The following is a 25,887-nucleotide window of genomic DNA, read 5'->3' on the forward strand; positions in this document are numbered from 1 at the left end:
AGCCACAACAGCAGTTTCACAATCCGTTTTCCGACTTGCTGCGCCTGTTTTCGCCGTCACAGCCCGCTCCCCAGGCACTGCCTTCGACGCCGAAGCCGGTGCGAAAGCGTCCGCCAGCCCCGGCGGCCACGGTGAGCGACCGCCCGGCCGTGCCCAAGGTCGAACCAACCGTCTTCGTGACGGTAATCGGCGATTCGCTGGCGGAGAACCTGGCAGCCGGACTGACCGACGCGTTCGAAGACAATCCGGAAGTGCAGGTGTCGCGGCGGACGCGGACGTCCAGCGGCCTGGTTCGCGACGATTTTTATGACTGGCGCAAATCCGCGCGCGAGATCGCCGCAAGCCCCGAGAAGATCACGAACATCGTCATCATGCTGGGGTCCAACGACCGGCAGCCCCTGCGGGACGGGACTGGCGCCGTGCTCGATCCCTTCACCGACGCCTGGCGTGCCGCCTATGCCGGACGCGTCGGGGACGTGGTCGCAGCCTTCCGCGAGAAGCAGATCCCGGTCGTCTGGGTGGGCATGCCGGTGATGGAAAACGCGCGCTTCGCTGCAGACATGCTGGCACTGAACGAGATTGCCCGCGGCGCGGCGGAAAAGGCCGGCGCGACCTATGTCGACATGTGGGAACCCTTCGTCGACGCGCAGAACAAGTACGCCGCCACCGGTCCCGACATGAACGGCGACATGGCGCGGCTGCGCGCCTCGGACGGCATGCACTTCACCAAGGCAGGAGCGCGCAAGGCGGCGCATTTCGTCGAGATCGAATTGAAACGTGGCCTGGAGGATCGCCCGCCCGCCTCCGTGGTGACGATTCCGACCGAGACGATGGACCCCGCCTCGGGCGACCCGGCTCTGCAGCCCGGCGGCATCGAGCGGATCATCGACGAAATCGCCCGCCGCGGCATTGACGGGGACCCGGTGGTCGTCACCATCCCGGTGAAGCCGCCGGCGGGGCCCGTCGTGCAACTGACCGGGGTCGAGCCGACCCCGGGAGGCGCGCTGATGCAGCGCCTGCCGATGCAGAGTTTCACCGAAGCAGGCCGGCTCGCCGAAGACGTGCTGGTGCAGGGCAAGACGCCCGAGCCCAAGCCCGGCCGTGCCGACGATTTCCGCTGGCCGCCGAAGTAAGGGAGCGCGGACCTCCAGGTCCGCTTTTCCCCTCTGGATTATGGTCGGTGCGGGTCTGAAGACCCGCAGTCCGGCTATCTCGGCAGGACGGTTTCGCCCATCAGGTGCTTGTCCACGGAGTGCGCCGCCTGACGCCCCTCGCGGATGGCCCAGACCACCAGCGACTGGCCGCGCCTCATGTCGCCACAGGCGAAGACCTTCTCCACCGACGACTTGTAGGCGAGTGTGTTGGCGGCGACGTTACCGCGCGGGTCGAGCGTCACGCCGAGGTCGGCGAGAAGCCCCTCCTGCACCGGCGAGACGAAGCCCATGGCGAGCAGGACGAGGTCGGCCTTCATCGTGAACTCCGTGCCGGTGACGGGCTGGAACTTAGCGTCGACGCGCACGCATTCCAGGCCGCTCACCTGCCCGCTTTCCTCGTGGAAGCGCACGGAATTGACGGCGAAGTCACGCTCCGCACCCTCTTCGTGCGAGGAGGAAGTCCGCAGCTTCAGCGGCCAGTCCGGCCACGTCATCAGCTTGTTTTCCTTCTCCGGGGGCTTGGGCATGATCTCGAGCTGGGTCACCGAGAGCGCGCCCTGACGGATGGACGTGCCGATGCAGTCCGACCCCGTGTCGCCGCCGCCGATCACCACGACGTGCTTGCCGTTGGCCAGGATCGGCTCGTTCGTGGCGATCACCTCATGCCCGACGCGGCGGTTCTGCTGCGGCAGGAAATCCATGGCGAAGTGGATGCCGCGCAGGTCACGGCCGGGGATCGGCAGGTCGCGGGGCTTCTCGGCGCCGCCGGCCAGCACCACCGCGTCGAACTCGTTGACGAGCTGTGCGGCGGTGATGTCGATGCCGACATTCACGCCGGTGCGGAACGTGACACCTTCCGCCTCCATCTGCGTGACGCGCCTGTCGATGTGGCGCTTCTCCATCTTGAAGTCCGGGATGCCGTAGCGCAGCAGGCCACCAGGGCGGGCATTCTTCTCGAAGACGTGCACGTCATGGCCCGCGCGCGCCAGCTGCTGGGCACAGGCCATGCCAGCCGGGCCGGAGCCGATGACGGCAACGCGCTTGCCGGTGCGAAGCTTGGGCGTCTCCGGAACGATCCACCCTTCCTCCCAGCCGCGGTCGACGATGGCGCACTCGATCGTCTTGATGGTGACCGGGGAGTCGGAGAGATTCAGCGTACAGGACGACTCGCAGGGCGCCGGGCAGACGCGACCGGTGAACTCCGGGAAGTTGTTCGTGCTGTGCAGGTTGCGGCACGCCTCCTGCCAGTCGCCGTGGTAGACGAGGTCATTCCAGTCCGGGATCTGGTTGTTCACAGGACAGCCATTGTGACAGTACGGAATGCCGCAGTTCATGCAGCGCGCCGCCTGGTCCCGCGTCGCCTCCTCGGAGAGCGGAATCACGAATTCCTTGTAGTGGCGGATGCGGTCGGACGCGGGCGCATAGCGCCGGTCGCGGCGATCGATCTCCAGAAAACCCGTCACCTTGCCCATCGGAGCCCCGTCCTTCCGAGATACCTTCGAGTTCTTCAAATATCCGAGCGCTATTCAGCCGCCTCGGCAAAGTTCATGCCTGGTGCCACGACCTTTTTTGCGTCGAGGATCTCAATCCCGAGCAGCTTCCCCGCCGGGTCGAGATCAAAAACGACGCCTGGGCGAACCTCTTCGGAGGTGTCCACCTCGCCATTTGCAAGATCGATGTAAAGCGCATCAACCTCGGCGTCGTAGCTGACCTTCATTTGCGCCTCCCGGCGTTCCGATCCCAGAGAACTGTAACGACAGTGAAGTGCTCTCCCGCTTCCTCGAAAACAACCCTCATCACGCGTTCGCCGAACTCCGGAAACCTTTTGTAAGCCCGTATTCGACCGGAGTGGGTAGGGTCCAGTTCGGTCCAATCAGGCTTTTCCAGGCACCGCGAAACCCATTCCCTCGGGATCGCCCGCTTTTGAACTGTGACATTCGCGTGCACGGTCCAGACGACGCCCTTCACTCCCCCGCCGCCGCCATCTGCCGGCGGCTTTCCGTCTGGGCCATAAGTTCGGTCAGGGCGCGACGATACTCCACCGGCATGACCTTGCGGAACCGCGGCAGCGTTGCTTCCCAGTCGTCCAGGATGGCCTTGGCGCGCTGCGAGCCGGTGTAGCGGTAGTGGTTGTCCACCAGCAGCTTCAGCCGCTCGGCGTCGTTGCGGGTCATGTCCTTCATCACCTCGACCATGCCGCGGTGATGCAGGTCGCCGCCCTGGTGGTAGAGGCGCTGGTTGAGCATCTCCTCTTCCTCCTCGACGGGCTCGAGGTCGACCATCGACAGGTTGCAGCGCTCCGAGAACGAGCCGTCCTCGTCGAGCACGTAGGCAATGCCGCCCGACATGCCGGCGGCGAAGTTGCGCCCGGTTTTGCCGAGAACGACCACCACGCCGCCCGTCATGTACTCGCAGCCATGGTCGCCCGTACCCTCGACCACCGTCACCGCGCCGGAATTGCGCACGGCGAAGCGCTCTCCCGCTACGCCGGAGAAGTAGCATTCCCCGGCAATCGCCCCGTAGAGCACGGTGTTGCCGACGATGATCGACTCGTGCGCCACAATCCGTGACGCCGCCTTGGGCGGGAAGATCGCGATGCGGCCGCCCGAGAGTCCCTTGCCGACATAGTCGTTGGCCTGCCCCTCGAGCTCGAGCGTCACGCCGCGGGCGAGCCACGCGCCGAAGCTCTGGCCAGCGGTGCCCTTGAGCTTCACCACGATGGTGTCCTCGGGCAGTCCGGCATGGCCGTAGCGCTTTGCAACCTCGCCCGAGAGCATGGCGCCCGTCGTGCGGTTGGTGTTGTTGATCGGGCTCTCGATCACCACCGGCGTGCGGTGGGCCAGGGCGCCTTCCGCCCTGGCGATGAGGGTCCGGTCGAGCACGGCGTCGAGCTTGTGGTCCTGCTGCTCGGACTTGAACAGCTTCACCGAGGCCGGCACGTCGGGCTTGTGGAACAGCCGCCCGAAGTCGAGCCCGCGCGCCTTCCAGTGGCTGATCACCGGATCGCGGTCGAGCATCTGCATCTGGCCGATCATCTCGTCGAAGCGCCGATAGCCGAGTTCCGCCATCAGCTCGCGCACTTCCTCGGCGACGAAGAAGAAGAAGTTGATGACGTGCTCGGGCTGCCCCACAAAGCGCTTGCGCAGCACGGGGTCCTGGGTCGCGACGCCCACCGGGCAGGTGTTCAGGTGGCACTTGCGCATCATGATGCAGCCGGCAGCGATCAGTGGCGCCGTCGCGAAGCCGAACTCGTCGGCGCCGAGCAGCGCGCCCACCACCACGTCGCGCCCCGTGCGGACGCCGCCGTCGACCTGGACCGTGATGCGCGAGCGCAGCCGGTTGAGAACCAGCGTCTGGTGCGTCTCGGCGAGGCCGATTTCCCAGGGCGAGCCGGCGTGCTTGATCGAGGTGAGCGGGCTCGCGCCCGTGCCACCCTCGAAGCCCGAGATCGTCACGTGGTCCGCCCTGCCCTTCGACACGCCGGCGGCAACGGTGCCGACGCCGACCTCGGAGACGAGCTTCACCGAGACGAGCGCCTGCGGGTTGACGTTCTTGAGGTCGTAGATGAGCTGCGCGAGGTCCTCGATCGAGTAGATGTCGTGATGCGGCGGCGGCGAGATCAGGCCGACGCCAGGGGTCGAGTGCCGCACCTTGGCGATGACGGCGTCGACCTTGTGGCCGGGCAGCTGGCCGCCCTCGCCGGGCTTGGCGCCCTGCGCCATCTTGATCTGCATCATATCGGAGTTGACGAGGTATTCCGTCGTCACGCCGAAGCGCCCCGAGGCGACCTGCTTGATGGCCGAGCGCATGCTGTCGCCGTTCGCCATCCGGCGGTAACGGTCCGGTTCCTCGCCGCCCTCGCCCGTGTTGGAGCGACCACCGATCCGGTTCATCGCGATGGCAAGCGTGGTGTGCGCCTCACGCGAGATGGACCCGTAGGACATGGCCCCCGTGGCAAAGCGCCGGACGATGTCCTTGGCCGGCTCGACTTCGTCGAGGGGCACGGGCTTGCGGCCGTCCTCATCGGCACCCTTGATGCGGAAGAGGCCGCGGATGGTCAACAAGCGCTCGTTCTGCTCGTTAAGCAGGTTTGAATAGGCCCGGTACTTGTCCTGGCTGTTGCCGCGCACGGCGTGCTGGAGCAGCGACACCGTCTGCGGCGACCAGGAATGCGCCTCGCCGCGGATGCGGTAGGCATATTCGCCCCCGACCTCCAGGGCGCTGCGGTAGACCGGATTGTCGCCGAAGGCGTCCGTGTGGCGGCGGACGGTCTCCAGGGCGATCTCCTCCAGCCCCACACCCTCGATGGTCGTGGCCGTGCCGGCGAAGTACTGCTTCACGAAGTCCGACCGAAGGCCGATTGCGTCGAAGATCTGCGCGCCGCAATAGGACTGGTAGGTGGAGATGCCCATCTTGGACATCACCTTGAGGATGCCCTTGCCGATCGACTTGATGTAGCGCTTCACCACCTCGTAGCCGTCGACCTCCTCGGGGAAGGTGTCGGCCATGGACTGCAGCGTCTCGAAGGCGAGATACGGGTTCACCGCCTCGGCGCCGTAGCCGGCCAGGCAGCAGAAGTGATGCACCTCGCGGGCTTCGCCGGTCTCGACGACGAGGCCCACCGACGTGCGCAGGCCCTTGCGGATCAGGTGGTGATGCACAGCCGCCGTGGCGAGCAGCGCCGGGATCGGGATGCGGTCCGGGCCGACCATCCTGTCAGACAGGATGATGATGTTGTAGCCACCCTTCACGGCCGCCTCGGCGCGCTCGCAGAGGCGCTCGATCATCGGGCCCATCGCCTCGGTGCCGCGCTCCACGGCGTAGGTGATGTCGAGCGTCTTCGTGTCGAAGGCGTCCTCGAAATGGCCGATGCAGCGGATCTTCTCCAGGTCCTCGTTGGTGAGGATGGGCTGGCGGACTTCCAGGCGCTTGCGGCGGGACACACCCTCGAGGTCAAAGATGTTCGGCCGCGGCCCAATGAAGGACACCAGGCTCATGACGAGCTCTTCGCGGATCGGGTCGATCGGCGGGTTCGTCACCTGGGCAAAGTTCTGCTTGAAGTAGGTGTAGAGCAGCTTCGACTTGTCGGAGAGCGCCGAAATCGGCGTGTCCGTGCCCATCGAGCCCACCGCCTCCTGGCCGGTCACGGCCATCGGGGCGAGCAGCATCGACAGGTCTTCCTGCGTGTAGCCGAAGGACTGCTGCCGATCGAGCAGCGACACGTCGGTGCGCGAGGCGCGCGGCTCGACGGGGCGAAGCTCTTCCAGGACGATCTGGGAGTTGGCCAGCCACTGCTTGTAGGGATGCGAGGCGGCCAGCGACGCCTTGATCTCGTCGTCGGAGACGATGCGGCCCTGCTCGAGGTCGACGAGGAGCATCTTGCCCGGCTGGAGGCGCCACTTGGTGACGATGCTCTCTTCGGGAATCGGGAGAACGCCCATCTCCGACGCCATCACGACGAGGCCGTCATCCGTGACGAGGTAGCGGGCGGGACGCAGGCCGTTGCGGTCGAGGGTGGCGCCGATCTGGCGTCCATCGGTGAAGGCGACCGCGGCGGGGCCGTCCCACGGCTCCATGAGAGCGGCGTGGTACTCGTAGAAGGCGCGCCGGTCCTCGCCCATCAGCGGGTTGCCCGCCCAGGCCTCGGGGATCAGCATCATCATGGCGTGGGTCAGCGAGTAGCCTCCCTGCACCAGGAACTCGAGCGCGTTGTCGAAGCACGCCGTGTCTGACTGCCCCTCGTAGGAAATCGGCCAGAGCTTGGAGATGTCGGCGCCGAACAGCTCGCTGTCGACGGAGGCCTGGCGGGCCGCCATCCAGTTCACGTTGCCGCGCAGCGTGTTGATCTCGCCGTTGTGGGCCACCATCCGGTAGGGGTGGGCCAGCGACCAGGCCGGGAACGTGTTGGTGGAAAAGCGCTGGTGCACGAGCGCGAGGGCGCTCTCCAGCCGGGGGTCGCGCAGGTCCTCGAAATAATCGCCGAGCTGCGTGGCCAGCAGCATGCCCTTGTAGACGAGCGTGCGCGAGGACAGGGAGACGGGGTAAAAGCCCTTCGTCCGCACATCGTTCAGCTGGTAGACGGTGTTCGAGATCACCTTGCGCAGGATGAACAGCCGGCGCTCGAACTCTTCCTGGTCGGCCACGCCGGCGCCGGGGGCGACGAAGATCTGGCGGTGGACGGGCTCCGTCGGGCGCACGCTTTCGCCGAGGCCGGAATTGTCGACCGGCACGTCGCGCCAGCCGAGGAAAACCTGGCCCTCTTCGGCGATAACCTTCTCGACGATCTCCTCGACGATCCGCCGGCCCTCGGGGTCGCGGGGCAGGAACAGCGCGCCGACGGCATAAGGACCGCTCTGCGGCAGGGCGATGCCGAGGGCGGCCGTCACCTCCCGCAGGAAGCGATGCGGGATCTGCAGCAGCATGCCGCAGCCGTCGCCGGCCTTCGGATCGGCTCCGACGGCACCGCGGTGATCGAGGTTGAGCAGGATCTCCAGGCCCTTGGCGATGATGTCATGCGAGGGCGTGTTGCTCATGTGCGCGACGAAGCCGACGCCGCAGGCGTCATGCTCGTTGGCAGGGCTGTACAGCCCCTGCTCGGCCGGAAGTGCGGGATCGTAGACGGCGGGAAGGCGCGCGGAGCCGGCCTCCGTCGCGGTCGCGACCCGTCCCGCGGCGATCTGCTGCCCAGTGAACTCGCTCATGTCGCCCTCGCGTCCCGTTCGATCATCTGCACATCGCGGCGCGCGGCAGGCTCTGGCCTGCGCCGGTCCTGGATCTCGTCAGTGCCGGCTTGCAAGGAGCACGCCGGAAACCAGGGTGTTCGTGTCGTGATCCAAGGGTTCGGCCGCGCCCCGTTCCGCGCCCGCGCCCCGCGGGCGCCTGGGCGGTCCGAAGACCCCGTGCGCCCGTCAGGCCCGCTCTTTGCGGGCCACACGTTTACCGTTGCGCAGGCAGACCGCCGCGCGCAAGGCCGTGTTCATCGTGGCGCCGTTCTTCAGCACTGGCATTATCCGGCTTCGATGGGGCAAGCCCCGAATGGGACAGCATGACTGTCCTATCGCGGCCGGACATTGCCACAGCTGAAGCGCCTCCACAAGGCCTGTTTTCAACCCTTTCGAAAGAAAGTTGCGGCACCGCGCGCTCCTGCGCAAGGAACGCAAACGCCGCGCCCGTTCGCGTGAAGAAGGCTGACCCGCGCACCGTCCGCTTGCGGAGTGCGTCCGGCCATGGCTTGCTCCGGACCAGCGGCCCCCGTGCCGCAGTCTGACCGATGGAAAACCTTATGAATTTCGCCAGTGACAATGTCGTCGGCGCCAGCCGGCAGGTCCTCGACGCCATCATCTCCGCCAATGACGGGGCAGCCGCGTCCTACGGCGCCGACGAGTGGTCGGTTAAGGCAGCGGCCATGCTGTCGGATGTCTTCGAGCGCAAGGCGACGGTGTACCTGGTGGCCACCGGCACGGCCGCAAACGCACTCGCGCTCGCCGCCGTCACGCCTCCCTGGGGCGCGGTGTTCTGCCATCGCGAGAGCCACGTCATCGACGACGAGTGCGGTGCGCCGGAGATGTTCAGCGGCGGCGCAAAGCTCGTCGGCGTACCCGGCATCGGCGGCAGGATGGCGCCCACCGACATCAGGGCCGCGCTTGCGCGCTACCCCAGAGGGGTGGCGAAGGCGTCCCAGCCGGCCTGCCTCTCGATCTCGCAGGTGACCGAGGCAGGCACGCTCTACTCGCTGGACGAGATCGCGGCCTTGTCGCGGCTGGCCCGGGATGCCGGCATGGCCATGCATCTCGACGGCGCGCGCTTCGCCAACGCCATGGTTGCGCTGGGCTGCACGGCCGCGGAGATGACCTGGAAGGCGGGCGTGGACATCGTCTCCTTCGGCGCGAGCAAGAATGGCGGACTGGCCTGCGAGGCCGTCGTGTTCTTCGACGCCGCGCATGCGGCCTCCATGCAGTTCCAGAGGAAGCGCAGTGGCCACACTCTGTCGAAGGGTCGGCTGCTGGGCGCGCAGCTGTGCGCCTATCTCGAGAACGATCACTGGATCGCCAATGCCCGTCACGCGAACGCCATGGCACGCCGGCTGGCCGACGGCATCGCCGCAGTGCCCGGTGTAAGGCTGCCCTGGACAACCGAGGCCAACGAGGTCTTTGCGGTGATCCCGGCCGCGCTCGACGCGGCACTCACGCAGGCCGGTTTCGGCCGCGCGCCATGGGCGAGCGAAAGCCTTCCTGATGGCTTCTCCATTGGACCCGGCGAGGTCTTCATGCGTTGGGTCACGTCCTTCGCCACGCGGGAGGCCGACATCGACGCGCTCCTTCGGCTTGCCGCGGAGCACGGCGTCGCAAGCCGGCCGTAATCCGGCGTTAACCGTTGAAAGATCGAGACCGGAGCCCGCCTTCGATGCGTGTTCGCCTGCGTAGTGTCCTGATGGCCTGCGTTCTTGCCGCACCCGTGTTTCCGGCGAGCGCCCAGATTTTCTTTCCCGGCGCACCCGGCCCCTACGAGCGCTACTATGACGAGGATCGGGCACTTTCCCCGCGCGACGTCGTGCGTTCACTCTATCGGCGCTACGGAATGTCGCGGGTGCTCGACGTCAGAGCCTTCGGTGACGTGTACCAGGCGACCGCGGTCGACCGCAGGGGCATGACGGTCATTCTGACGGTCGACGCCTATTCGGGCGACATCATCGAGCGCCGCGTGGCGCGGCTGGAGGGCGACCCGCCGATGCGGCCGCCGCAACCGATCCCGGGCGCTCGTTCGCCGGCGCCCTGGGCGGACGAGGCACGGCCGAGCCGGCCCGTGGCGCCCTACGACCTCGGCAGCGGCCGCCCGCAGGTCGACAAGAAAGCACAGCAGCGCCGCAACCAGCAGGCTCGCAAGCCCGATCCGGCACTGCCGGGCCCGGAGACACAACCGCCGGCGGACACCCTGACCGTACCCAAGCCGGCGCCGGTGACGCCCTCGCCGCTGCCTGACCTGCCGAAGGGGCCGGACACGGCCGCCCGGCCGCCGGCAGAGGAGAAGGCGCCGGCGCCCGCCGCCACCACGCCTGCCGCGCCGCCACCGCCCGCCGTCGAGGCGAAGCCGGCCAAACCCGAACCGCCGGCACAGCAGCAGGCAGCGCCAGCACAGCGGCTGCCCGAGCCGCTCATCGATCCCAAGACGGGCAAGGCCAATCCGACTGCGAGCGACGCGCCGCCTGTCACCCCGCTCGACGACGCCGGCAAGCCGGCGCGCAAGATCGAGATCGTGCCGCCCGCCGGCTTCGATTGATCGCTGGCCCGGCGGCCCTGCCCCGCGCATCAGCCCACTGAAAGTGTAACACTGTTACGAAACGGCTTGCGCCGGCTTTCTGTTACACTATAACATCGTACAGGCCGAAGCCCCTGGACGAGCGCATGCCAGCCCACGATCACCACCACCACGAACACGGGCATCATCGGCATGTCCATGCGGCCCGCGTGGCGTCGGCTCCATCCGCCTCCTTGCTCCGGCTCTCTGCAGTGCAGCGACTGGCTGGAGCTGCCGCAGTTTCCGGCGTGCTCTGGCTCCTCGTCTGGTGGGCGATGCACTGATGGCTTCCCCCGGATCCGCCATCCGTTTCGACGACGTGACCTTGGGCTACGACCGCCATCCGGCCGTGCACCATCTGTCGGGCACTGTCGCGCCGGGCAGTCTGACTGCCGTCATCGGCCCGAACGGGGCGGGTAAATCGACCCTCCTGAAAGGGATTGCCGGGGCGCTGGCCCCCATGTCCGGCTCCATCGCGGTGGAAGGCGGGCGGGGGCGCATCGCCTACCTGCCGCAGGCCGCCGACATCGACCGCTCCTTCCCTATCTCCGTCTACGATCTGGTCGCGATGGGGCTGTGGCGCCGGACAGGCCTCTTCGGGGCCGTTGGCCGGGTTGATCGTGCCCGCATCGCGGAGGCGCTGGAGGCCGTCGGGCTGACCGGGTTCGAGCGCCGGGCGATCGGCACGCTCTCCGGCGGGCAGATGCAGCGTGTGCTGTTCGCGCGGCTGCTGCTGCAGGACGCCGGTGTCATCCTGCTGGACGAGCCCCTCAACGCCATCGATGCCCGCACGGCGGCGGACCTGATCGAGATCGTCCGCCACTGGCACGCGGAGCGGCGCACCGTCGTCGCCGTCCTGCACGACCTCGAAGTGGCGCGGCAGGTGTTTCCGGAGACGCTTCTGGTGGCGCGCGAAGCGGTGGCGTGGGGACCGACAGCCGAGGTGCTGACCGCCGCCAACCTCGCCTCGGCGCGTCACATGCTCGAAGCCCATGATCCCTACGCGGCCCCCTGCGTCCGCGCGGCCTAATCAGTCATGCTGTACGACGCGCTGATTGCCCCCTTCGTCGAGTTCGAGTTCATGCGCCGCGCCCTCGTGGGCGCATTGGCGCTGGCCATAGGGGCGGCCCCGATCGGCGTTTTTCTGATGCTGAGGCGCATGAGCCTCGTGGGTGACGCGATGGCGCACGCCATCCTGCCCGGCGCGGCGCTGGGCTATCTCGTGGCCGGCCTGTCGCTCGGCTGGATGACGATGGGCGGTCTGGCGGCGGGCTTTGCCGTTGCGTTGCTGGCCGGTCTCGTGGCGCGGTCGTCGGTGCTGCGTGAGGACGCATCCCTCGCGGCCTTCTATCTCGTCTCGCTGGCCGCCGGCGTGGTGCTCGTCTCGCTGAAGGGCTCCAACATTGATCTCCTGCACGTGCTCTTCGGCTCCGTGCTGGCCCTTGACGACGCGGCGCTGCTGTTGATCGCCTCGATCACCACCGTGACCCTGCTCGGGCTCGCGGTGCTCTATCGGCCGCTGGTGCTGGAATGCGTCGACCCCGGGTTCCTGCGCTCCGTCAGCGGAGCGGGCGGCCCGACCCACCTCGCCTTCCTCGCGCTCACCGTGCTGAACCTCGTCGGCGGATTCCACGCGCTGGGCACGCTGCTCTCGGTCGGCATGATGATGCTGCCGGCTATCTGCGCCCGGTTCTGGACGCGCGACGTCACGGCACTGATCGCCGTGGCGACACTGATCGGAGCGGTCTCGGGCGTTCTCGGCCTGCTTCTGTCCTACCACCAGGGCCTGCCCGCGGGCCCCTCCATCATCCTGATGGCCGGCGGCGCCTACGTGCTCTCCATGCTGTTCGGGACGCAGGGCGGCTACGTGCTGCGGATCATCCCGCGCCGCCACCTCGAAGCCTGAGGAGACGCTCGCGATGACACTGTCCCGCTTCAGAGTGACCCGGCGCGCCGTGCTGGCGCTGGCGACTGCCGTATCGCTGGCCGGCCCGCGTCCGGCGATGGCGGCGGAGCCGCTGCCCGTGGTGGCGAGCTTCTCGGTCCTCGGCGACCTCGTGCGCCAGGTCGGCGGCGACCGGGTGACTGTGTCCGTCCTGGTTGGACCCGATGGCGACGCCCACGTCTACCAGCCCTCCGCATCCGATGCGAAGACGCTGGCGGGAGCGAGGGCCATTGTCGTCAACGGCCTCGGGCTGGAGGGCTGGTTCGACCGGCTGATCCGCGCCTCCGGCGCCAAAGCGCCCGTCACGGTCGCGTCGGCAGCCGTCCAGCCGATCAAGGCCGAGGATGGCCAGGAGGATGGCCACGACCATGGCGGCTTCGACCCCCACGCCTGGCAGGACGTCGCCAATGCGCGGCTCTACGTCGTCGCCATCCGTGACGGCCTGTCCGCCGCGGACCCGGACGGCAGGGCCACGTACGAGGCCAACGCGGGCGCCTTCCTGATGCGGCTCGACGCCGTCGAGAGCGAGGTGCGCGATGCCATCCAGAAGATCCCGGCCGACCGCCGCAAGGTGATCACGACGCACGACGCCTTCGGGTATTTCTCACACGCCTACGGGATCGCCTTCATCGCGCCGCAGGGCGTCTCGACCGAGGCCGAAGCGTCGGCCAGGGACGTGGCCCGCATCGTGCGCCAGATCCGAAGCGAAAAGATTCCGGCGGTCTTCCTCGAAAACGTGTCCGACCCGCGCCTGATGCAGCGCATCCAGAAGGAAACGGGTGCAAAGATCGGCGGCACCCTGTTCTCCGACGCGCTTTCCGGCCCGAACGGTCCCGCACCCACTTACATCGACATGATGCGGAACAATATAAGAGAGCTGAGCGCCGCCCTGGCGAGCTGACCCGTTTCCCGGCGGGACGCCTTGCGCCCCGCCCCCCTGATCCCGAGAGTGAACCATGTCCGACAAGATCCCCGTCACCGTCCTCACCGGCTATCTGGGCGCGGGCAAGACCACGCTCCTGAACCGCATCCTCACCGAGAACCACGGCCAGAAGTTCGCCGTGATCGTCAACGAGTTCGGCGAGATCGGCATCGACAACGAACTCGTCGTCGGCGCCGACGAGGAAGTCTTCGAGATGAACAACGGGTGCATCTGCTGCACCGTGCGCGGCGACCTCATCCGCATCATCGAGGGTCTGATGAAGCGGCGCGGCAAGTTCGACGCCATCATCGTCGAGACGACGGGCCTCGCCGACCCCGCCCCCGTGGCGCAGACCTTCTTCGTCGACCAGGACGTGTCGGACAAGGCGAGGCTCGATGCCGTCGTCACCGTGGCCGACGCCAAGTGGCTGACCGACCGCCTGAAGGACGCCCCCGAGGCGAAGAACCAGATCGCCTTCGCCGACGTGATCATCCTCAACAAGACCGACCTCGTGGACGAGAAGGAACTCGCCGAGGTGGAAGGGCGCATCCGCGCCATAAACCCCTACGCCATGATCCACCGGGCCGAGAAGGCCAACGTGCCGATCGAGAACGTGCTCGGCCGCAACGCCTTCGACCTCGACCGGATCCTGGAGATCGAGCCCGCCTTCCTCGAGGCGGAGGACGACCATCACCACCACGACCATGGGCACGACCACGACCACGGGCACTCCCATGGCGGGCTGCAGCACTTTCACGACGAGGACATGCAGTCGGTTTCCGTGCGCATGGGGGAGGTCGATCCCGCCAAATTCATGCCATGGATCAACGACCTGACGCAGCGGGAGGGGCCGAAGATCCTGCGCTGCAAGGGCATCATGGCGTTCAAGGACGAGCCGAAGCGCTTCGTCTTCCAGGGTGTGCACATGATCCTCGACGGCGACCTGCAGCGCGACTGGCGGGCGGACGAGAAGCGCGAGTCGCGGCTCGTCTTCATCGGCCGCGACCTGGACGCCGAGGCGATCCGCAAGGGCGCCGAAGCCTGTGCGGCCTGACCTCCCCTGCCCTTGAGGCCGGGTCCGCGATGGCGTAGCCATCCGGGGCAAGAGCGAGAGAGCCGCCCGTCATGTCCGCACCGTCCCCGTCGATCACGTCCCTCGTCCAGCACGTCGCAGACATGCCGGCCGGCGACCATGTCGTCGGCGCGACCTGGCTGGGCGACACGTTGGCGATGGCGCTCGCCGAAGGCGCCGTGCTGCTCGCATCCGGGGGCGAGACCCGCCGGGTCGAGGCGCATCCCGGGGCGGGCATTCTCGTCGTCACTCCGGCCGGAGATGGCCTGCTGACGGGCGGCGACGACGGCCGCGTGGTCCTGACCCGGGCGTCCGGGGACACCGAGGTGATTGCCGACCAGAAGGGCCGCTGGGTCGATGCGATCGCCGCCTCGCCCTCGGGGGCCATTGCGTGGTCGAGCGGCAAGCGCGTCACAGCGCGCGACGACAAGGGCAAGCTGCGGACGCTGGAGGCGCCCACCACGGCGCAGGGGCTCGCCTTCGCGCCGAAGGGCTATCGGTTGGCGGTCGCCCACTACAACGGCGTCAGCGTGTGGTTCCCAAACACCGAGGCGGCGCCGGAAAAGCTCGAGTGGAAAGGCTCCCATCTCGACGTGACCTGGGCTCCTGACGCGCGCTTCGTCATCACCTCGATGCAGGAGAACTCCCTGCATGGCTGGCGCCTGCCGGAGAAGGCGGACATGCGGATGTCCGGCTATCCGTCGAAGACGCGCTCCTTTTCCTGGTCGCATGACGGTCTGTGGTTCGCGACGTCAGGCGCCGACGCGGCCATCGTCTGGCCCTTCCAGGACAAGCAGGGTCCGATGGGCAAGGCGCCGCGGGAGTGCGGCATCCGGCCGGCCAAGGTCTCGCGCGTGGCTTTTCACCCCGGCGCCCTGGTCCTGGCCATCGGCTACGAGGACGGCTTCCTGCTGCTCTGCCGTCTGTCCGACGGATCCGAACTCCTCGTCCGGAAGGCAGATCCCGAAGGCGGTGGCGTGACCGCGCTGGCCTGGGACCGCAAGGGCCGGCGCCTCGCCTATGGCTGTGCCAATGGCGCGGCCGGCGTTCTCACCCTTCCCGCCTGACAATGGCGGGGCTGGGCAGGATGCTCGACCGCTTCCGGCAGCCAAGGCCGGATCCGGACGACGTGGCGCGGGTGAAGGCATGGGTGCGGGAGGCGCTCTCACTCGGCGACGGCGACGAGCTCACCGTCAACGAGATCGCCTGCAACGACCCGGCCTGTCCGGGGTTGGAGACGGTGATTCTCGTCATGCGCAAGGGTGAGCGCACACGCGCCTTCAAGGCGAAGGGGAGTTTGGTCGTCCAGACGCGACCCGCCATAGCGGCGGCACTCGCCGCCCCGCAGGAGTGAGGCATGCCGACGGTATCGCGCACCGTGGGGATCGGCGCAGGCATCCTCTGCGCGGTCGCCGCCTCGCAGGCTCCGGAATTCGCGCAGCAATACCGGCAGAGGCTGGGCGGCGCGATCGACGAGCTGCGCACCGTCGTCGAGCGCTTCGATGCGGATGCCGCGGCCGAGAAGCTGGACCGGCAAACGGCCCTGCGCAGGCTCTCCGCCAACCCCGACCCCCTGGCCCAGCGCCGCGCGGCCGATGCGTCCCTGAATGCCGCCCGCCTGTCCGACCTCGAACGCCAGCGCGCGGCCATGCAGGAAGCGGGGTCGTTCGGGCGCGTCGTGTCGATGGTGTCTGAAGCCGACCCCGACGTCATGCACGGCACGACGGCGGAGTTCGAGCCCGCCGTGCCGACCACGCTGGAGGGAGCGGTTGCGGCGGGCAGCGGGTTCGTGCTCGGCTACGCTCTGATCCGCCTCATGGCCCGGCCGTTCCGGCGGCGGACGAGGGTCGCGGTTCGGGTTTAGGCTCGGGGACGCTTCAAAGAACCGGCTATCCCAAACTCTCCCCCGTGCACGGGGGAGATGTCCGCGCAGCGGACAGAGGGGGGCGTTCTTTGAGTTCCGCGAGCGTCTCCCCCCTCCCTACCCTCCCCCGCGCGCGGGCGAGGGTTCCCGATCCCTCTCGACGAGGAGAGGGCTGGCGGGAAGGACGTATCGTACCGCTGAAGGTCAAAACCGCAGGACTACTCCGCCGCCAGAGTGGCCTGCACCGACGCGGGCTCGCGGAAGGCGCGGAGCAGGTTGGCCTCCTCGGCCCTTGCCGCCAGCATGCTCTTTTCCTTCACCGGGCCGAAGCCCCTGATCTTCTGCGGCAGCGAGGCCAGCGCCAGTGCGGCGGCGTGGTTGGCGGGTGAAAGCCCGGCCACGATCTCGTCGAGTGTGCGCTCATACTCCGCCAGAAGCGCCCGCTCTGCTCGCCTCTCCTGCGTCCGCCCGAACACGTCGAAGAACCCGCCGCGCAGGCCCTTCAGACCGGCCAGCACACGAAGGGCCGGGAAGATCCACGGCCCGAAGGCGATCTTCTTCGGCCGTCCCGTCGCCGGATCGTGGCGGGCCAGCAGAGGCGGCGCGAGGTGGACAACGAGGCGCGGGGCGGCCTCGAATTGCGCGTTCAGCATGTGCCGGAACTCGCCGTCCGTGTAGAGGCGGGCGACCTCGTACTCGTCCTTGACGGCTATGAGCTTGTAGAGGTTGCGGGCGACCGCCTCGGCCAGCCCGTCGAGCCCGGGGGCCCTCTCCGCCTCGGCACGTCTAACGGCGTCGACGCGGGAGGCGTAGCGGCGGGCATAGGCTTCGTTCTGGTAGGCCGTGAGGTCGGCCACCCGGCGCGCCACGATCTCGTCGAGCGTGCGCGACAGATGGCGATCCTCGATCGCGGCGGACGGCGCGGCCTCTTCGGCCAGGAGCGAAGGGTCGACCGCGGCGCGCCGGCCCAGCCGGAAGGCAGCCTTGTTCATGGCCACCGCCTCGCCGTTGAGCTCGATCGCCCGCAGCAGGGACGCCTCGGACAGCGGAACGCGTCCCTTCTGCCAGGCGAAGCCGAGCATGATCATGTTGGCCGCGATGGCGTTGCCGAGCGTGGCGACGGCAAGCCGCGTCGCGTCGAGGAAGGCTACGCCGTCCTCACCCGCATGCTCGCGGATGGAGCGCTTCAGGCGCTCGGCGGGCAGCGAGAAGTCGGCGCTGCGGGTGAAGTCGCCAGGCTGCACCTCCGCCGTGTTGACGAAGAGCGCGCTCTTCCCCGGTTTCACCGCCGCCAGCACCTTGCGGCTGCCGGACACGACGAGGTCGCAGCCGAGCACGAGGTCCGCTTCCCCGGCCGCGACGCGGATGGAGTGGATCTCCTCAGGCGTCGGCGCGAGCTTGACGTGGCTGAAGACGGCCCCGCCCTTCTGGGCCAGGCCAGCCATGTCGATCATGCCGCAGCCCTTGCCCTCAACATGAGCGGCCATGCCGAGCAGCGCGCCGATGGTGACGACTCCGGTGCCGCCCACCCCAGTCACGATGACGGCGAAGGAGCTGTCCAGCCCGGGCACCGCGGGATCGGGCAGCGCGCTGTCCACCTCGTGCGCCAGCGCCGCGGGTGCGGCCTTGCGCAGGCGCGCGCCCTCGACGGTGACGAAGGACGGGCAGAAGCCCTTCACGCAGGAGAAGTCCTTGTTGCAGTTGGACTGGTCGATCTGCCGCTTGCGCCCGAACTCGGTCTCGACCGGCTGAACCGCGACGCAGTTGGACTGCACGCCGCAGTCGCCGCAGCCCTCGCACACGCGGGTGTTGATGAAGATGCGCTTGTCGGGGTCGGGATAGTCGCCCCGCTTGCGGCGGCGGCGCTTCTCGGCCGCGCAGGTCTGGTCGTAGATGATGGCGGTGACGCCCGGCACCTCGGCGAGGTCGCGCTGCACGAGATCCAGCTCGTCGCGGTGGTGGATTGTCATCCCCGGCGGCCACTGCATTGCGCTCGTGTACTTGCCGGGATCGTCGACGACGAGCGCCAGGCGGTTCACCCCCTCGGCTGCGACCTGCCGGGCGAGACGGTCGACGGTGAGCCCCCCGTCGATCCGCTGGCCGCCGGTCATGGCGACGGCGTCGTTGAAGAGCAGCTTGTAGGTGACGTTGACACCCGCCGCGACGGCGAAGCGCAGCGCCAGCGAGCCGGAGTGGTTCCAGGTGCCGTCGCCGAGGTTCTGGAAGACGTGGCCGCGCTTTGAGAAGGGCGCCTCGCCGACCCAGTTGGCGCCCTCGCCACCCATTTGGGTGAAGCCCTCCGTGGCGCGGTCCATCCACTGCGCCATGTAATGACAGCCGATGCCTGCATAGGCGCGCATGCCTTCAGGCACCTTGGTCGAGGTGTTGTGAGGGCACCCCGAGCAGAAGTACGGGGTGCGGACCGCCACCTCCTTCGTCTGCGCCAGCATGGCCTGCGCCTGCTTCAGCCGGCCGAGACGGTCGGCCAGATCGGCGTCCTGCGTGTAGCGAAGCAGGCGCTCGCCCACGGCGATGGCGACGTCGTTGGGATCGAGCGCGCCCTTGACCGGGAACAGCCAGCGCCCGGCCTCGTCCTTCTTGCCGATGCAGACGGGCTGGTCGGGAAAGCCGTACAGTTCCTCGCGGACCTGCACCTCGATGAGCGAGCGCTTCTCCTCGACGACGATGACGAGGTCGAGCCCGTGCACGAACGCCTTCAGCCCCTCGGGGTCGAGCGGCCATGGACAGCCGATCTTGTAGAGGCGCAGCCCGAGGTCGTTGGCCTTCTTCTCGTCGATGCCGAGGTCGTCCATCGCCTGGCGGACGTCGAGGTAGCTCTTGCCGGTCGTGATGACACCGACACGGGGGTTCGGCCCTCCCGAGGTGATGATGCGGTTCAGCCCGTTGGCCTGCACGAACGCCACGGCAGCATCGCGCTTCCAGTCGTGAAGGCGCGCCTCCATGTCGAGAATGCCGTCCCGCGGGCGGATGCCGAGGCCGCCCGGCGGCCCCTCGAAATCCGACGGGGTCACGATGTTCACCCGGTCGATGCGGCCGTCCACGATGGCGGTCGACTCGACCGTGTCCTTCATGCATTTCAGCGCGACCCAGGTGCCGCAAAAGCGGCTCATGGCGAAGCCGTAGATGCCGAAGTCGAGAATCTCCTGAACCCCGGCGGGGTTGAGGATGGGGATCATCACGTCGACGAAGTGGAATTCCGACTGGTGGGCCGTGGTCGAGGACTCGGCCGTGTGGTCGTCGCCCATGAGCGCGAGGACGCCGCCGTGCGGGGCGGTCCCGGCCATGTTGGCGTGGCGGAACACGTCGCCGGAGCGGTCGACGCCCGGGCCCTTGCCGTACCAGACGGCGAAAACCCCGTCGTACTTCCCCTCGCCACGCATCTGGGCCTGCTGCGTGCCCCAGCACGCAGTCGCCGCGAGTTCCTCGTTGATGCCGGGCCGGACGACGATGTTGCGGGGGTCGAGATGCGGGGCAGCGCGCTGCAGCTGCTGGTCGAGGCCACCCAGCGGCGAACCGCGATAGCCCGACACGAACCCCGCCGTGTTCAGCCCAGCGCGGTGGTCGCGCTCGTGCTGCATGAGGAGCAGGCGCGCGATGGCCTGCGTCCCCGTCATGAAGATGCGGTCCTTCGACAGGTCGTATTTGTCGTCGAGGGAAACGTCGCGGAGCGGGACGGGAGACACCGCCATGACTTTCCTCCGGGGCCGACGCCGCGGACCGCGTTCGGCGGTCCTGACCGGACACCTCGTCGACGCTCAGGGAGCGAAGACTATCTGCCCCAACTGGGGAGGGAAAGCCTGCTCGCCAAGGGCCGCGAGCGTCATTCCCCTCTCCTCACTTCTCCTTCTTGAGAGCGTCCGCCTTATGGGCGGCGAGCTTGCCGGACTTGTCGCTCTTGACGAGGAACTCGGGATTGTCGCGGGAAGCCGCCACCTTGTGGCCCTTGATGGCCGTCGGCGAGGTGAGCTTCTTCTCGACGTGTCCGACCGAATGTCCGCCGGATGAGTTCCAGGACACCTTGTCGCCGGGCTTTGGCTCGTCCTTGGCCATCGTGCTGCTCCGCAGTTAGGATAAACCAACCTGCGGCGCCCGGAGATGTTCCGGATTCAGCTCATGCGGCGGATCGCTTCCACCTGGCCCAGACTTGCGAGGTGGGCGTAGACGAAGGGCAGAGCGCCTTCTTTCCGCAGCCTGAGGAAATCCCCGTCGGAAAGGGTGTCGAGCTTCTCCCCGTCGACCGTCAGCATTCCGTGCAGCGCCGTGGTCTCGCCGTTCTCGAAACGGGCATCGATGGTGACCGCCCGAAACAGAGAGAGGTCCAGGAGCATGCTGCTGAGCTCCTCGCTACGCTTTCCGGCCCGGAAGACCTCGTTCATCAGGCCGATGCGCTCGAGGAGGAGCGGGGTGTCCTCGCCGCCCTCGCCGAAAACACGCTCCCCGTCGGCGTGCTCACCGGCCACGAAGCCCGCGTCGATGCAGGCCAGCGGATCCTGGCCCTCCACCTCGCCGAGGATGAGGGGATAGCGCCGGACGTAGGCGGGAACGTACTGGCCCCGCCACCGGCCATCGGCATCGAGCAGGGCGTTCCGCCCGATCCGCATGCCGACCAGGAAGACGGGCGTGGGTGCGCCTGTGCCGGGCAGGAACAGGATCGGCAGGTGTGCGGACCCGGCGATAAACTCCTCGAACAGCGCCGGGACGATGTGGGTCCGTGCGGAGAATCCAAACCGCGTCTCATCGGTGGGGAAACGGAGGTCCCGGTGAGCATCACGGTTGATGGGCACGATATCGCTGTAGAAAAGGATGCTGTCAGGCAAACGAGTCTCCCGGCACTGCGGCAATGAATGAGCCTCAAATACCGACGTCCTAGCAGCGGCGAGGGGCGCTGAATACGGATCGCCCCGGAATTGGCAGCCGTTCTTGCGATGTAAGCTTAATTGAGCGCCGGGTCGGCAGCTTGCGCGTCAAAAGAAAAAGGCCGCCTGGCGAATGCCGGCGGCCCAAGTCTAGGGAGGAAACGCCCAAGGAGGGCATGAACAGAACGCAGCGCGCTCCGTTCGAGTTCCAAGATATATCGCAGCGCAGCAAAGGCAAGCAGGGTTGACCTATATCGCTGCATGCAGCCTATGCGCTTGACGCATGTCACAGAACATATTTGTGGCTTGTTATGCGCCACTCGCAGCTCAAAAAATTGCCATGCCTCTCTACCGGCTTGGATGCTGCCGGATGCAAACCGTTGGCGTATCTCCAGGTTACAGCGAAACTGCCTTTCCAGAGCTGGCCTGCTTGAATGCCGACCATGCACAAACCTTGTGCACCGACTCGTGATCGCGCTCGATCTCCCCGAAGGGTGCGACAGTCCACCACCAGGTCTCCTCCGGCTCCGGTACATGGGCGCCGCGCAGGAGGTCCAGTTCGTCGATAGTTGCGCCGGTACGGTTGCGCTCCAGCATGACCGTGTCAGTGATCAGGCATACCTTTCCCCGGAAGGCCGCGAGATCGTCGAGGTGCCAAGCGACGGACCTCGCAGGCAGGTCGGCGGGAAGTGAGAGGCCCCGCGCCGCGGAGCTCTCCATGAACTCCTCGACCCCCAGCGGCAGTTGCGACAGGCAGTTCGCCGAGATCACGAGGTCGACCTTCTGTTCGGCGCCGAGGTCGGCCAGCGGCGGCAGGCGCCCGGGCGGACCGCCCTCGAACCAGACGCGCAGGCCGGTCAGGTCCCGTTCCAGCAGGCTTACGTTGGGGTATCGGCGGGCAGAAAGCCGGATCATCGGCAGATGCACGGCATCGACGAGAAGAACCGTCTCGAACCGTCCGGCCAGGTGCTGGAGATCGACGTCGCGCATCAGCCCGGAACCGAGGACGACGACCGTGCGGCGCTGCTCGAGGCTGTCCACCGCCTTGCGGGCCAGTGCGCGGCAGCGTTCATGGTGCGGCTCCCAGTGCCTGCGCTGCCGGCTTCCGCGCGACCAGGCCCATCTGCCGCGCCACGCGCCCGGCCGGGGTGATCGCACTGAGAAGAAGTTCGGCGAGCATGCCCGGCTCCGCGAATCGCCGCGCCAGAGTGCAGAAGCAACCCCGCTTCGTGAAGCGCGCCGAAACCCGCGCCCCCCTTCACGCGGCGGAACCCGGCTGCTAGGGGTCCCCGTCCGTGTCCATCCTGGAGCAATCATGGCCAAGGCCCGTATCGCTATCGTCCCGGTGACGCCGTTCCAGCAGAACTGCACCATCCTCGCCTGCGAGGAGACGGGCGAGGCGGCGGTTGTGGATCCCGGCGGTGACCTCGACCGCATCCGGAATGCCCTCGCGCAGGTCAACGCGCCGGTGAAGAAGATTCTCATCACCCATGGTCACATCGACCACGCAGGCGGCGCCAGCGAGCTCGCGGCCGAACTCGGCGTCCCCGTGGAAGGCCCGCACCTCGACGACAAGCCGCTGCTCGACCGCCTTGCCGCGACCGGCGTGTCCTATGGCATCGATGGCGCGCGGAACCTTGTGCCGGACCGCTGGCTCGCGGAAGGCGACACCGTCACGGTGGGCAAGCTGGTTTTCGAGGTCCTGCACTGCCCTGGCCACTCGCCCGGCAGCATCGTGCTGTTCAACCGCGAGGGGCGCTTTGCTTTCGTCGGCGACGTGCTGTTTCGCGGCTCCGTCGGACGCACGGACCTGCCCGGCGGAAGCCATGAAGCCCTCCTCGCCTCGATCAGGGACAAGCTGCTGCCGCTGGGCGACGACGTGTCGTTCGTGTGCGGCCATGGCCCGACGAGCACCATCGGGCAGGAACGCGCGACCAACCCCTTCCTTCGCTGACCTTCCATCGCCGGCGGATTGACTCACCTCGGCCGAGGCTGTTCGAAGAAGCCTGTTTCATCATCCCGTGGCATTGCGCGTGCAGCACAGGCCACATGGAGGACTTTTCATGACAGACCACCCCGTGCACGGCCGCATCGACGGCCCCATCGTGATGATCGGCTTCGGCTCGATCGGGCGCGGAACGCTGCCCCTGCTGGAGAGGCACATCGCCTTCGACCGCAGCCGCATGGTCGTCATCGACCCGTCCGACGCCGACCGCAAGCTTCTGGACGAGCGCGGGATCCGGTTCATCCACCAGGGCGTCACCCGGGACAACTACAAGCATCTCCTCGTGCCGCTTCTGACGGCGGGTCCGGGACAGGGCTTCTGCATCAACCTCTCGGTCGACACCTCCTCGCGCGACATCATGGAGCTCTGCCGGGAGATCGGCGCGCTCTACATCGACACGGTGGCCGAGCCTTGGGCCGGCTTCTACTTCGACAAGTCGAAAGGCCCGGAGGACCGGTCCAACTACGCGCTGCGCGAGATCATCCTCGACGCCCGCCGCCAGAAGCCGGGCGGCACGACGGCCGTCTCCTGCTGCGGAGCCAACCCGGGCATGGTGTCCTGGTTCGTCAAGCAGGCGCTTTTGAACCTCAAGGCGGACCTGGGCCATCCCGGTGAGGAGCCGCGCACCAAGGAGGAGTGGGGCAAGCTCGCCCAGGCGCTGGGCGTGAAGGGCATCCACATTGCCGAGCGCGACACGCAGCGCTCGAAGAAGCCGAAGCCGCGGCAGGTCTTCGTCAACACGTGGTCAGTGGAGGGCTTCGTGTCGGAAGGCCTGCAACCGGCCGAACTCGGCTGGGGCACGCATGAGCGCTGGATGCCGGACAATGCACGCACCCACAAGACGGGCTGCGGCGCCGCGATCTACCTGATGCAGCCGGGGGCCGACACGCGCGTGCGGTCGTGGACGCCGACCGCACAGTCGCAGTTCGGCTTCCTCGTCACCCACAACGAGGCCATCTCGATTGCCGACTGGTTCACGGTTCGCGATGCGGCAGGCAATGCCGTCTACAGGCCGACCTGCCACTACGCCTACCACCCCTGCAACGACGCGGTGCTGTCGCTGCACGAGATGTTCGGCCAGGCCGGCGAGCGCCAGCCCGACTGGCACATCCTCGACGAGGACGAGATCGTCGACGGCGTCGATGAACTCGGCGTGCTGCTCTACGGGCACGCGAAGAACGCCTACTGGTTCGGCTCGCAGCTCTCCATCGAGGAGACGCGCTTGCTCGCCCCCTACCAGAACGCCACGGGCATGCAGGTGACCTCGGCCGTGCTCGCCGGCATGGTGTGGGCGCTGGAGAACCCAAACGCCGGCATCGTCGAGGCCGACGACATGGATTTCCGCCGCTGCCTCGAGGTGCAGATGCCGTATCTCGGCCCCGTCGTCGGCGTCTACACGGATTGGACGCCGCTGGCGGGCCGCCCCGGGTTCTTCCCCGAAGACATCGATACCAGCGACCCCTGGCAGTTCAGAAACGTGCTGGTGCGCTGAAGGGGCTCAGCCGTCCAGCACGCCCTCGAAAACGTCGGCGAGGGCGAGTTGGGCGGCAATCTCCGGCAGGGGGACGATCGCATCGAGCCCGGCGTGCTCGGCCTTGCTCCAGCCTATGTCGCCGCTCCGGCGCCAGGCGGTGATGCGGGGCGTTTCAGTGTCGACGAGCAGAATGACGGCGACTGCTGGGAGAGCCCTGTACTCGTCGAGCTTCTGGACCCGGTCGTAGTTCATCGTCGAGGGCGACAGCACCTCGACGACGACGCGCGGCTCGACGGCCGTCATGCTCTTCGGATCGGCGGGCGCACACTGGACGGTGATGTCGGGACGCCGGACGCTTCTTCGGCCCGTCAACAGAGCGATGTCCGAAGTGGAGGGGCGGCACGGCCCCTTCCGGAGTTGATTCCTGAGTTCGCCGAGAATGTTGACCGTCACACGGTCATGGCGCTGCGTCGCACCGGTCATGCTTTTCAGCGGCAGGACCGGCACCCCGTCCACCAATTCCCATTTGAGTTCCTGGCCGGTCTGCCAGTCCAGGAACTCCTCGATGCTCATGCGCTTCGTCACGGCCTCGGCCATTTCGCCGCCCTCCCCGGCCCGGGACGACGCTAGCAGGAGCTTTGCCGGGGAACGACGAACCTAGGGTTGCCGATCCCCGGCGTTCACGCAAGCAGTACACGAACCGTTCGGCCTACGCGGCCTCGGCGAGGATCGCGCGCTCCCTGGTCTCGAGCCCCGCGACGAGCTCCGCGATCGACGGTGCCGGACGGCGCTCGCCTGTCGCGCTGACAAGCCCCGCCGCGCCCTGAAGCGCGCCCTCACGCAGCTCCAGCCCCAGGAAGCGCTCGCGCGCGACGGGGCCCGGCAGCCAGAGCCGCTGGGTCAGCTCCGCCTCGAACCCGAAGCGGCCGTAATAGGGCGCGTCGCCGACGAGCAGGACGGCCGTTCCGCCGAGCATGGCGGCACGGCCCAGGGCCGCGCGCATGAGCCGGCCACCGAGGCCGTGGCCGCGATGCGCGCTGTCCACGGCGAGCGGACCCAGCAGGAGGGCCTGCCGCCCGGGGCCGGCCGACACATGCCAAAGCCGGACCGTGCCGGCCGCATGCCCGGCCTCGTCCACGGCGACGAGAGCGAGCGCGGGGAGCCGGCCCTCACGCAGCCTCTCGCTGGTCTTGCGTGAGCGCTCTACACCGAAAGCTGCGTCGAGGAGGGCCTCGCGGGCCGCGACGTCGGCCGGCATCTCTTCGCGGATGGCAATCATG

General features: G+C 67.8%; 22 protein-coding genes. 12 read left to right on the forward strand and 10 right to left on the reverse strand.

Annotation, left to right across the window (positions count from 1 at the left end; all coding sequences use genetic code 11):
- The first annotated feature begins 131 nt into the window (after positions 1-131).
- On the forward strand, positions 132-1,133 hold the full coding sequence (locus tag AC5JCN_RS11645; protein ID WP_495755226.1) for an SGNH/GDSL hydrolase family protein: 1,002 nt from the start codon (positions 132-134) through the stop codon (positions 1,131-1,133).
- 74 nt (positions 1,134-1,207) lie between these two features.
- On the opposite strand, the gene AC5JCN_RS11650 is transcribed toward AC5JCN_RS11645, so the two are convergent.
- The 4 genes from AC5JCN_RS11650 to gltB are packed head-to-tail and all read right to left on the reverse strand — an operon-like array spanning position 1,208 to position 7,855.
- Positions 1,208-2,626 (reverse strand): glutamate synthase subunit beta, encoded by a 1,419-nt coding sequence (locus AC5JCN_RS11650; protein WP_495755227.1) that lies wholly within the window; start codon positions 2,624-2,626, stop codon positions 1,208-1,210.
- Positions 2,627-2,676: 50 nt separating this feature from the next.
- Positions 2,677-2,871, reverse strand: a complete 195-nt coding sequence (locus AC5JCN_RS11655) for a DUF2283 domain-containing protein (RefSeq protein WP_495755228.1) — start codon at positions 2,869-2,871, stop codon at positions 2,677-2,679.
- Positions 2,868-3,122, reverse strand: coding sequence for a DUF4258 domain-containing protein (locus AC5JCN_RS11660; RefSeq protein ID WP_495755229.1), 255 nt, complete (start codon positions 3,120-3,122; stop codon positions 2,868-2,870). Before AC5JCN_RS11660 ends, AC5JCN_RS11655 begins: the two co-directional genes overlap by 4 nt.
- Positions 3,119-7,855: a glutamate synthase large subunit gene (gene gltB / locus AC5JCN_RS11665; RefSeq protein ID WP_495755230.1), complete on the reverse strand. Its 4,737-nt coding sequence runs from the start codon at positions 7,853-7,855 to the stop codon at positions 3,119-3,121. The genes AC5JCN_RS11660 and gltB overlap by 4 nt, the downstream gene beginning before the upstream one ends.
- Before the next feature lie 581 nt (positions 7,856-8,436).
- On the opposite strand from gltB, the gene AC5JCN_RS11670 reads away from it, so the two are divergent.
- From AC5JCN_RS11670 to AC5JCN_RS11710, 9 genes are all read left to right on the forward strand, one after another.
- Complete coding sequence (locus tag AC5JCN_RS11670; RefSeq protein WP_495755231.1) at positions 8,437-9,513, forward strand: threonine aldolase family protein; 1,077 nt, start codon at positions 8,437-8,439, stop codon at positions 9,511-9,513.
- 44 nt (positions 9,514-9,557) lie between these two features.
- Entirely contained in the window at positions 9,558-10,430 is an 873-nt protein-coding gene (locus AC5JCN_RS11675; RefSeq protein ID WP_495755232.1) for a hypothetical protein, read from the forward strand.
- Positions 10,431-10,731: 301 nt separating this feature from the next.
- A complete protein-coding gene (aztA, locus tag AC5JCN_RS11680) occupies positions 10,732-11,478 on the forward strand; it encodes a zinc ABC transporter ATP-binding protein AztA (RefSeq protein WP_495755233.1) in 747 nt (248 codons plus the stop codon).
- A gap of 6 nt (positions 11,479-11,484) precedes the next feature.
- On the forward strand, positions 11,485-12,354 hold the full coding sequence (locus AC5JCN_RS11685) for a metal ABC transporter permease (RefSeq protein ID WP_495755234.1): 870 nt from the start codon (positions 11,485-11,487) through the stop codon (positions 12,352-12,354).
- Positions 12,355-12,367: 13 nt separating this feature from the next.
- Positions 12,368-13,294, forward strand: coding sequence for a metal ABC transporter substrate-binding protein (locus tag AC5JCN_RS11690; protein WP_495755235.1), 927 nt, complete (start codon positions 12,368-12,370; stop codon positions 13,292-13,294).
- 55 nt (positions 13,295-13,349) lie between these two features.
- On the forward strand, positions 13,350-14,369 hold the full coding sequence (locus AC5JCN_RS11695) for a CobW family GTP-binding protein (RefSeq protein ID WP_495755236.1): 1,020 nt from the start codon (positions 13,350-13,352) through the stop codon (positions 14,367-14,369).
- Positions 14,370-14,440: 71 nt separating this feature from the next.
- Positions 14,441-15,454 (forward strand): WD40 repeat domain-containing protein, encoded by a 1,014-nt coding sequence (locus AC5JCN_RS11700; protein WP_495755237.1) that lies wholly within the window; start codon positions 14,441-14,443, stop codon positions 15,452-15,454.
- A 20-nt stretch (positions 15,455-15,474) separates the two neighbouring features.
- On the forward strand, positions 15,475-15,741 hold the full coding sequence (locus AC5JCN_RS11705; protein WP_495755238.1) for a hypothetical protein: 267 nt from the start codon (positions 15,475-15,477) through the stop codon (positions 15,739-15,741).
- A 3-nt stretch (positions 15,742-15,744) separates the two neighbouring features.
- Positions 15,745-16,251, forward strand: coding sequence for a DUF2937 family protein (locus AC5JCN_RS11710; RefSeq protein ID WP_495755239.1), 507 nt, complete (start codon positions 15,745-15,747; stop codon positions 16,249-16,251).
- Positions 16,252-16,469: 218 nt separating this feature from the next.
- Here AC5JCN_RS11710 and AC5JCN_RS11715 read toward each other — a convergent pair whose 3' ends face one another.
- The 4 genes from AC5JCN_RS11715 to AC5JCN_RS11730 all read right to left on the reverse strand — a co-directional run bounded on the left by AC5JCN_RS11715 (position 16,470) and on the right by AC5JCN_RS11730 (position 22,169).
- The gene (locus AC5JCN_RS11715) at positions 16,470-19,961 is read right to left on the reverse strand and encodes an indolepyruvate ferredoxin oxidoreductase family protein (RefSeq protein WP_495755240.1); all 3,492 of its coding nucleotides are present in this window, start codon (positions 19,959-19,961) and stop codon (positions 16,470-16,472) included.
- A 145-nt stretch (positions 19,962-20,106) separates the two neighbouring features.
- The gene (locus AC5JCN_RS11720; RefSeq protein WP_495755241.1) at positions 20,107-20,322 is read right to left on the reverse strand and encodes a hypervirulence associated TUDOR domain-containing protein; all 216 of its coding nucleotides are present in this window, start codon (positions 20,320-20,322) and stop codon (positions 20,107-20,109) included.
- A 56-nt stretch (positions 20,323-20,378) separates the two neighbouring features.
- Positions 20,379-21,089, reverse strand: a complete 711-nt coding sequence (locus AC5JCN_RS11725) for a SapC family protein (RefSeq protein ID WP_495755242.1) — start codon at positions 21,087-21,089, stop codon at positions 20,379-20,381.
- Positions 21,090-21,524: 435 nt separating this feature from the next.
- The gene (locus AC5JCN_RS11730) at positions 21,525-22,169 is read right to left on the reverse strand and encodes a hypothetical protein (protein ID WP_495755243.1); all 645 of its coding nucleotides are present in this window, start codon (positions 22,167-22,169) and stop codon (positions 21,525-21,527) included.
- A 274-nt stretch (positions 22,170-22,443) separates the two neighbouring features.
- On the opposite strand from AC5JCN_RS11730, the gene AC5JCN_RS11735 reads away from it, so the two are divergent.
- Positions 22,444-23,082 carry an MBL fold metallo-hydrolase gene (locus AC5JCN_RS11735; RefSeq protein WP_495755244.1) on the forward strand — a complete coding sequence of 213 codons (639 nt, stop codon included), beginning with the start codon at positions 22,444-22,446 and terminating at the stop codon, positions 23,080-23,082.
- A 109-nt stretch (positions 23,083-23,191) separates the two neighbouring features.
- Positions 23,192-24,625: a homospermidine synthase gene (locus AC5JCN_RS11740; RefSeq protein WP_495755245.1), complete on the forward strand. Its 1,434-nt coding sequence runs from the start codon at positions 23,192-23,194 to the stop codon at positions 24,623-24,625.
- A 6-nt stretch (positions 24,626-24,631) separates the two neighbouring features.
- On the opposite strand, the gene AC5JCN_RS11745 is transcribed toward AC5JCN_RS11740, so the two are convergent.
- Together AC5JCN_RS11745 and AC5JCN_RS11750 are read right to left on the reverse strand one after the other, a co-directional pair.
- Positions 24,632-25,204 carry a Uma2 family endonuclease gene (locus AC5JCN_RS11745; protein WP_495755246.1) on the reverse strand — a complete coding sequence of 191 codons (573 nt, stop codon included), beginning with the start codon at positions 25,202-25,204 and terminating at the stop codon, positions 24,632-24,634.
- 112 nt (positions 25,205-25,316) lie between these two features.
- Positions 25,317-25,886: a GNAT family N-acetyltransferase gene (locus AC5JCN_RS11750; protein ID WP_495755247.1), complete on the reverse strand. Its 570-nt coding sequence runs from the start codon at positions 25,884-25,886 to the stop codon at positions 25,317-25,319.
- Position 25,887: the final 1 nt, after the last annotated feature.

The sequence above is a fragment of the Alsobacter sp. genome, from assembly GCF_059501845.1.

Coding starts and splice junctions, on each gene's coding strand:
- AC5JCN_RS11670 (WP_495755231.1), top strand. CDS start 8,437: ATGAATTTCGCCAGTGACAATGTCGTCGGCGCCAGCCGGCAGGTCCTC.
- AC5JCN_RS11710 (WP_495755239.1), top strand. CDS start 15,745: ATGCCGACGGTATCGCGCACCGTGGGGATCGGCGCAGGCATCCTCTGC.
- AC5JCN_RS11685 (WP_495755234.1), top strand. CDS start 11,485: ATGCTGTACGACGCGCTGATTGCCCCCTTCGTCGAGTTCGAGTTCATG.
- AC5JCN_RS11675 (WP_495755232.1), top strand. CDS start 9,558: ATGCGTGTTCGCCTGCGTAGTGTCCTGATGGCCTGCGTTCTTGCCGCA.
- AC5JCN_RS11735 (WP_495755244.1), top strand. CDS start 22,444: ATGGCCAAGGCCCGTATCGCTATCGTCCCGGTGACGCCGTTCCAGCAG.
- AC5JCN_RS11700 (WP_495755237.1), top strand. CDS start 14,441: ATGTCCGCACCGTCCCCGTCGATCACGTCCCTCGTCCAGCACGTCGCA.
- AC5JCN_RS11715 (WP_495755240.1), bottom strand. CDS start 19,961: ATGGCGGTGTCTCCCGTCCCGCTCCGCGACGTTTCCCTCGACGACAAA.
- AC5JCN_RS11705 (WP_495755238.1), top strand. CDS start 15,475: ATGCTCGACCGCTTCCGGCAGCCAAGGCCGGATCCGGACGACGTGGCG.
- AC5JCN_RS11745 (WP_495755246.1), bottom strand. CDS start 25,204: ATGGCCGAGGCCGTGACGAAGCGCATGAGCATCGAGGAGTTCCTGGAC.
- AC5JCN_RS11750 (WP_495755247.1), bottom strand. CDS start 25,886: ATGATTGCCATCCGCGAAGAGATGCCGGCCGACGTCGCGGCCCGCGAG.
- gltB (WP_495755230.1), bottom strand. CDS start 7,855: ATGAGCGAGTTCACTGGGCAGCAGATCGCCGCGGGACGGGTCGCGACC.
- AC5JCN_RS11695 (WP_495755236.1), top strand. CDS start 13,350: ATGTCCGACAAGATCCCCGTCACCGTCCTCACCGGCTATCTGGGCGCG.
- AC5JCN_RS11720 (WP_495755241.1), bottom strand. CDS start 20,322: ATGGCCAAGGACGAGCCAAAGCCCGGCGACAAGGTGTCCTGGAACTCA.
- AC5JCN_RS11650 (WP_495755227.1), bottom strand. CDS start 2,626: ATGGGCAAGGTGACGGGTTTTCTGGAGATCGATCGCCGCGACCGGCGC.
- AC5JCN_RS11740 (WP_495755245.1), top strand. CDS start 23,192: ATGACAGACCACCCCGTGCACGGCCGCATCGACGGCCCCATCGTGATG.
- AC5JCN_RS11655 (WP_495755228.1), bottom strand. CDS start 2,871: ATGAAGGTCAGCTACGACGCCGAGGTTGATGCGCTTTACATCGATCTT.
- AC5JCN_RS11690 (WP_495755235.1), top strand. CDS start 12,368: ATGACACTGTCCCGCTTCAGAGTGACCCGGCGCGCCGTGCTGGCGCTG.
- aztA (WP_495755233.1), top strand. CDS start 10,732: ATGGCTTCCCCCGGATCCGCCATCCGTTTCGACGACGTGACCTTGGGC.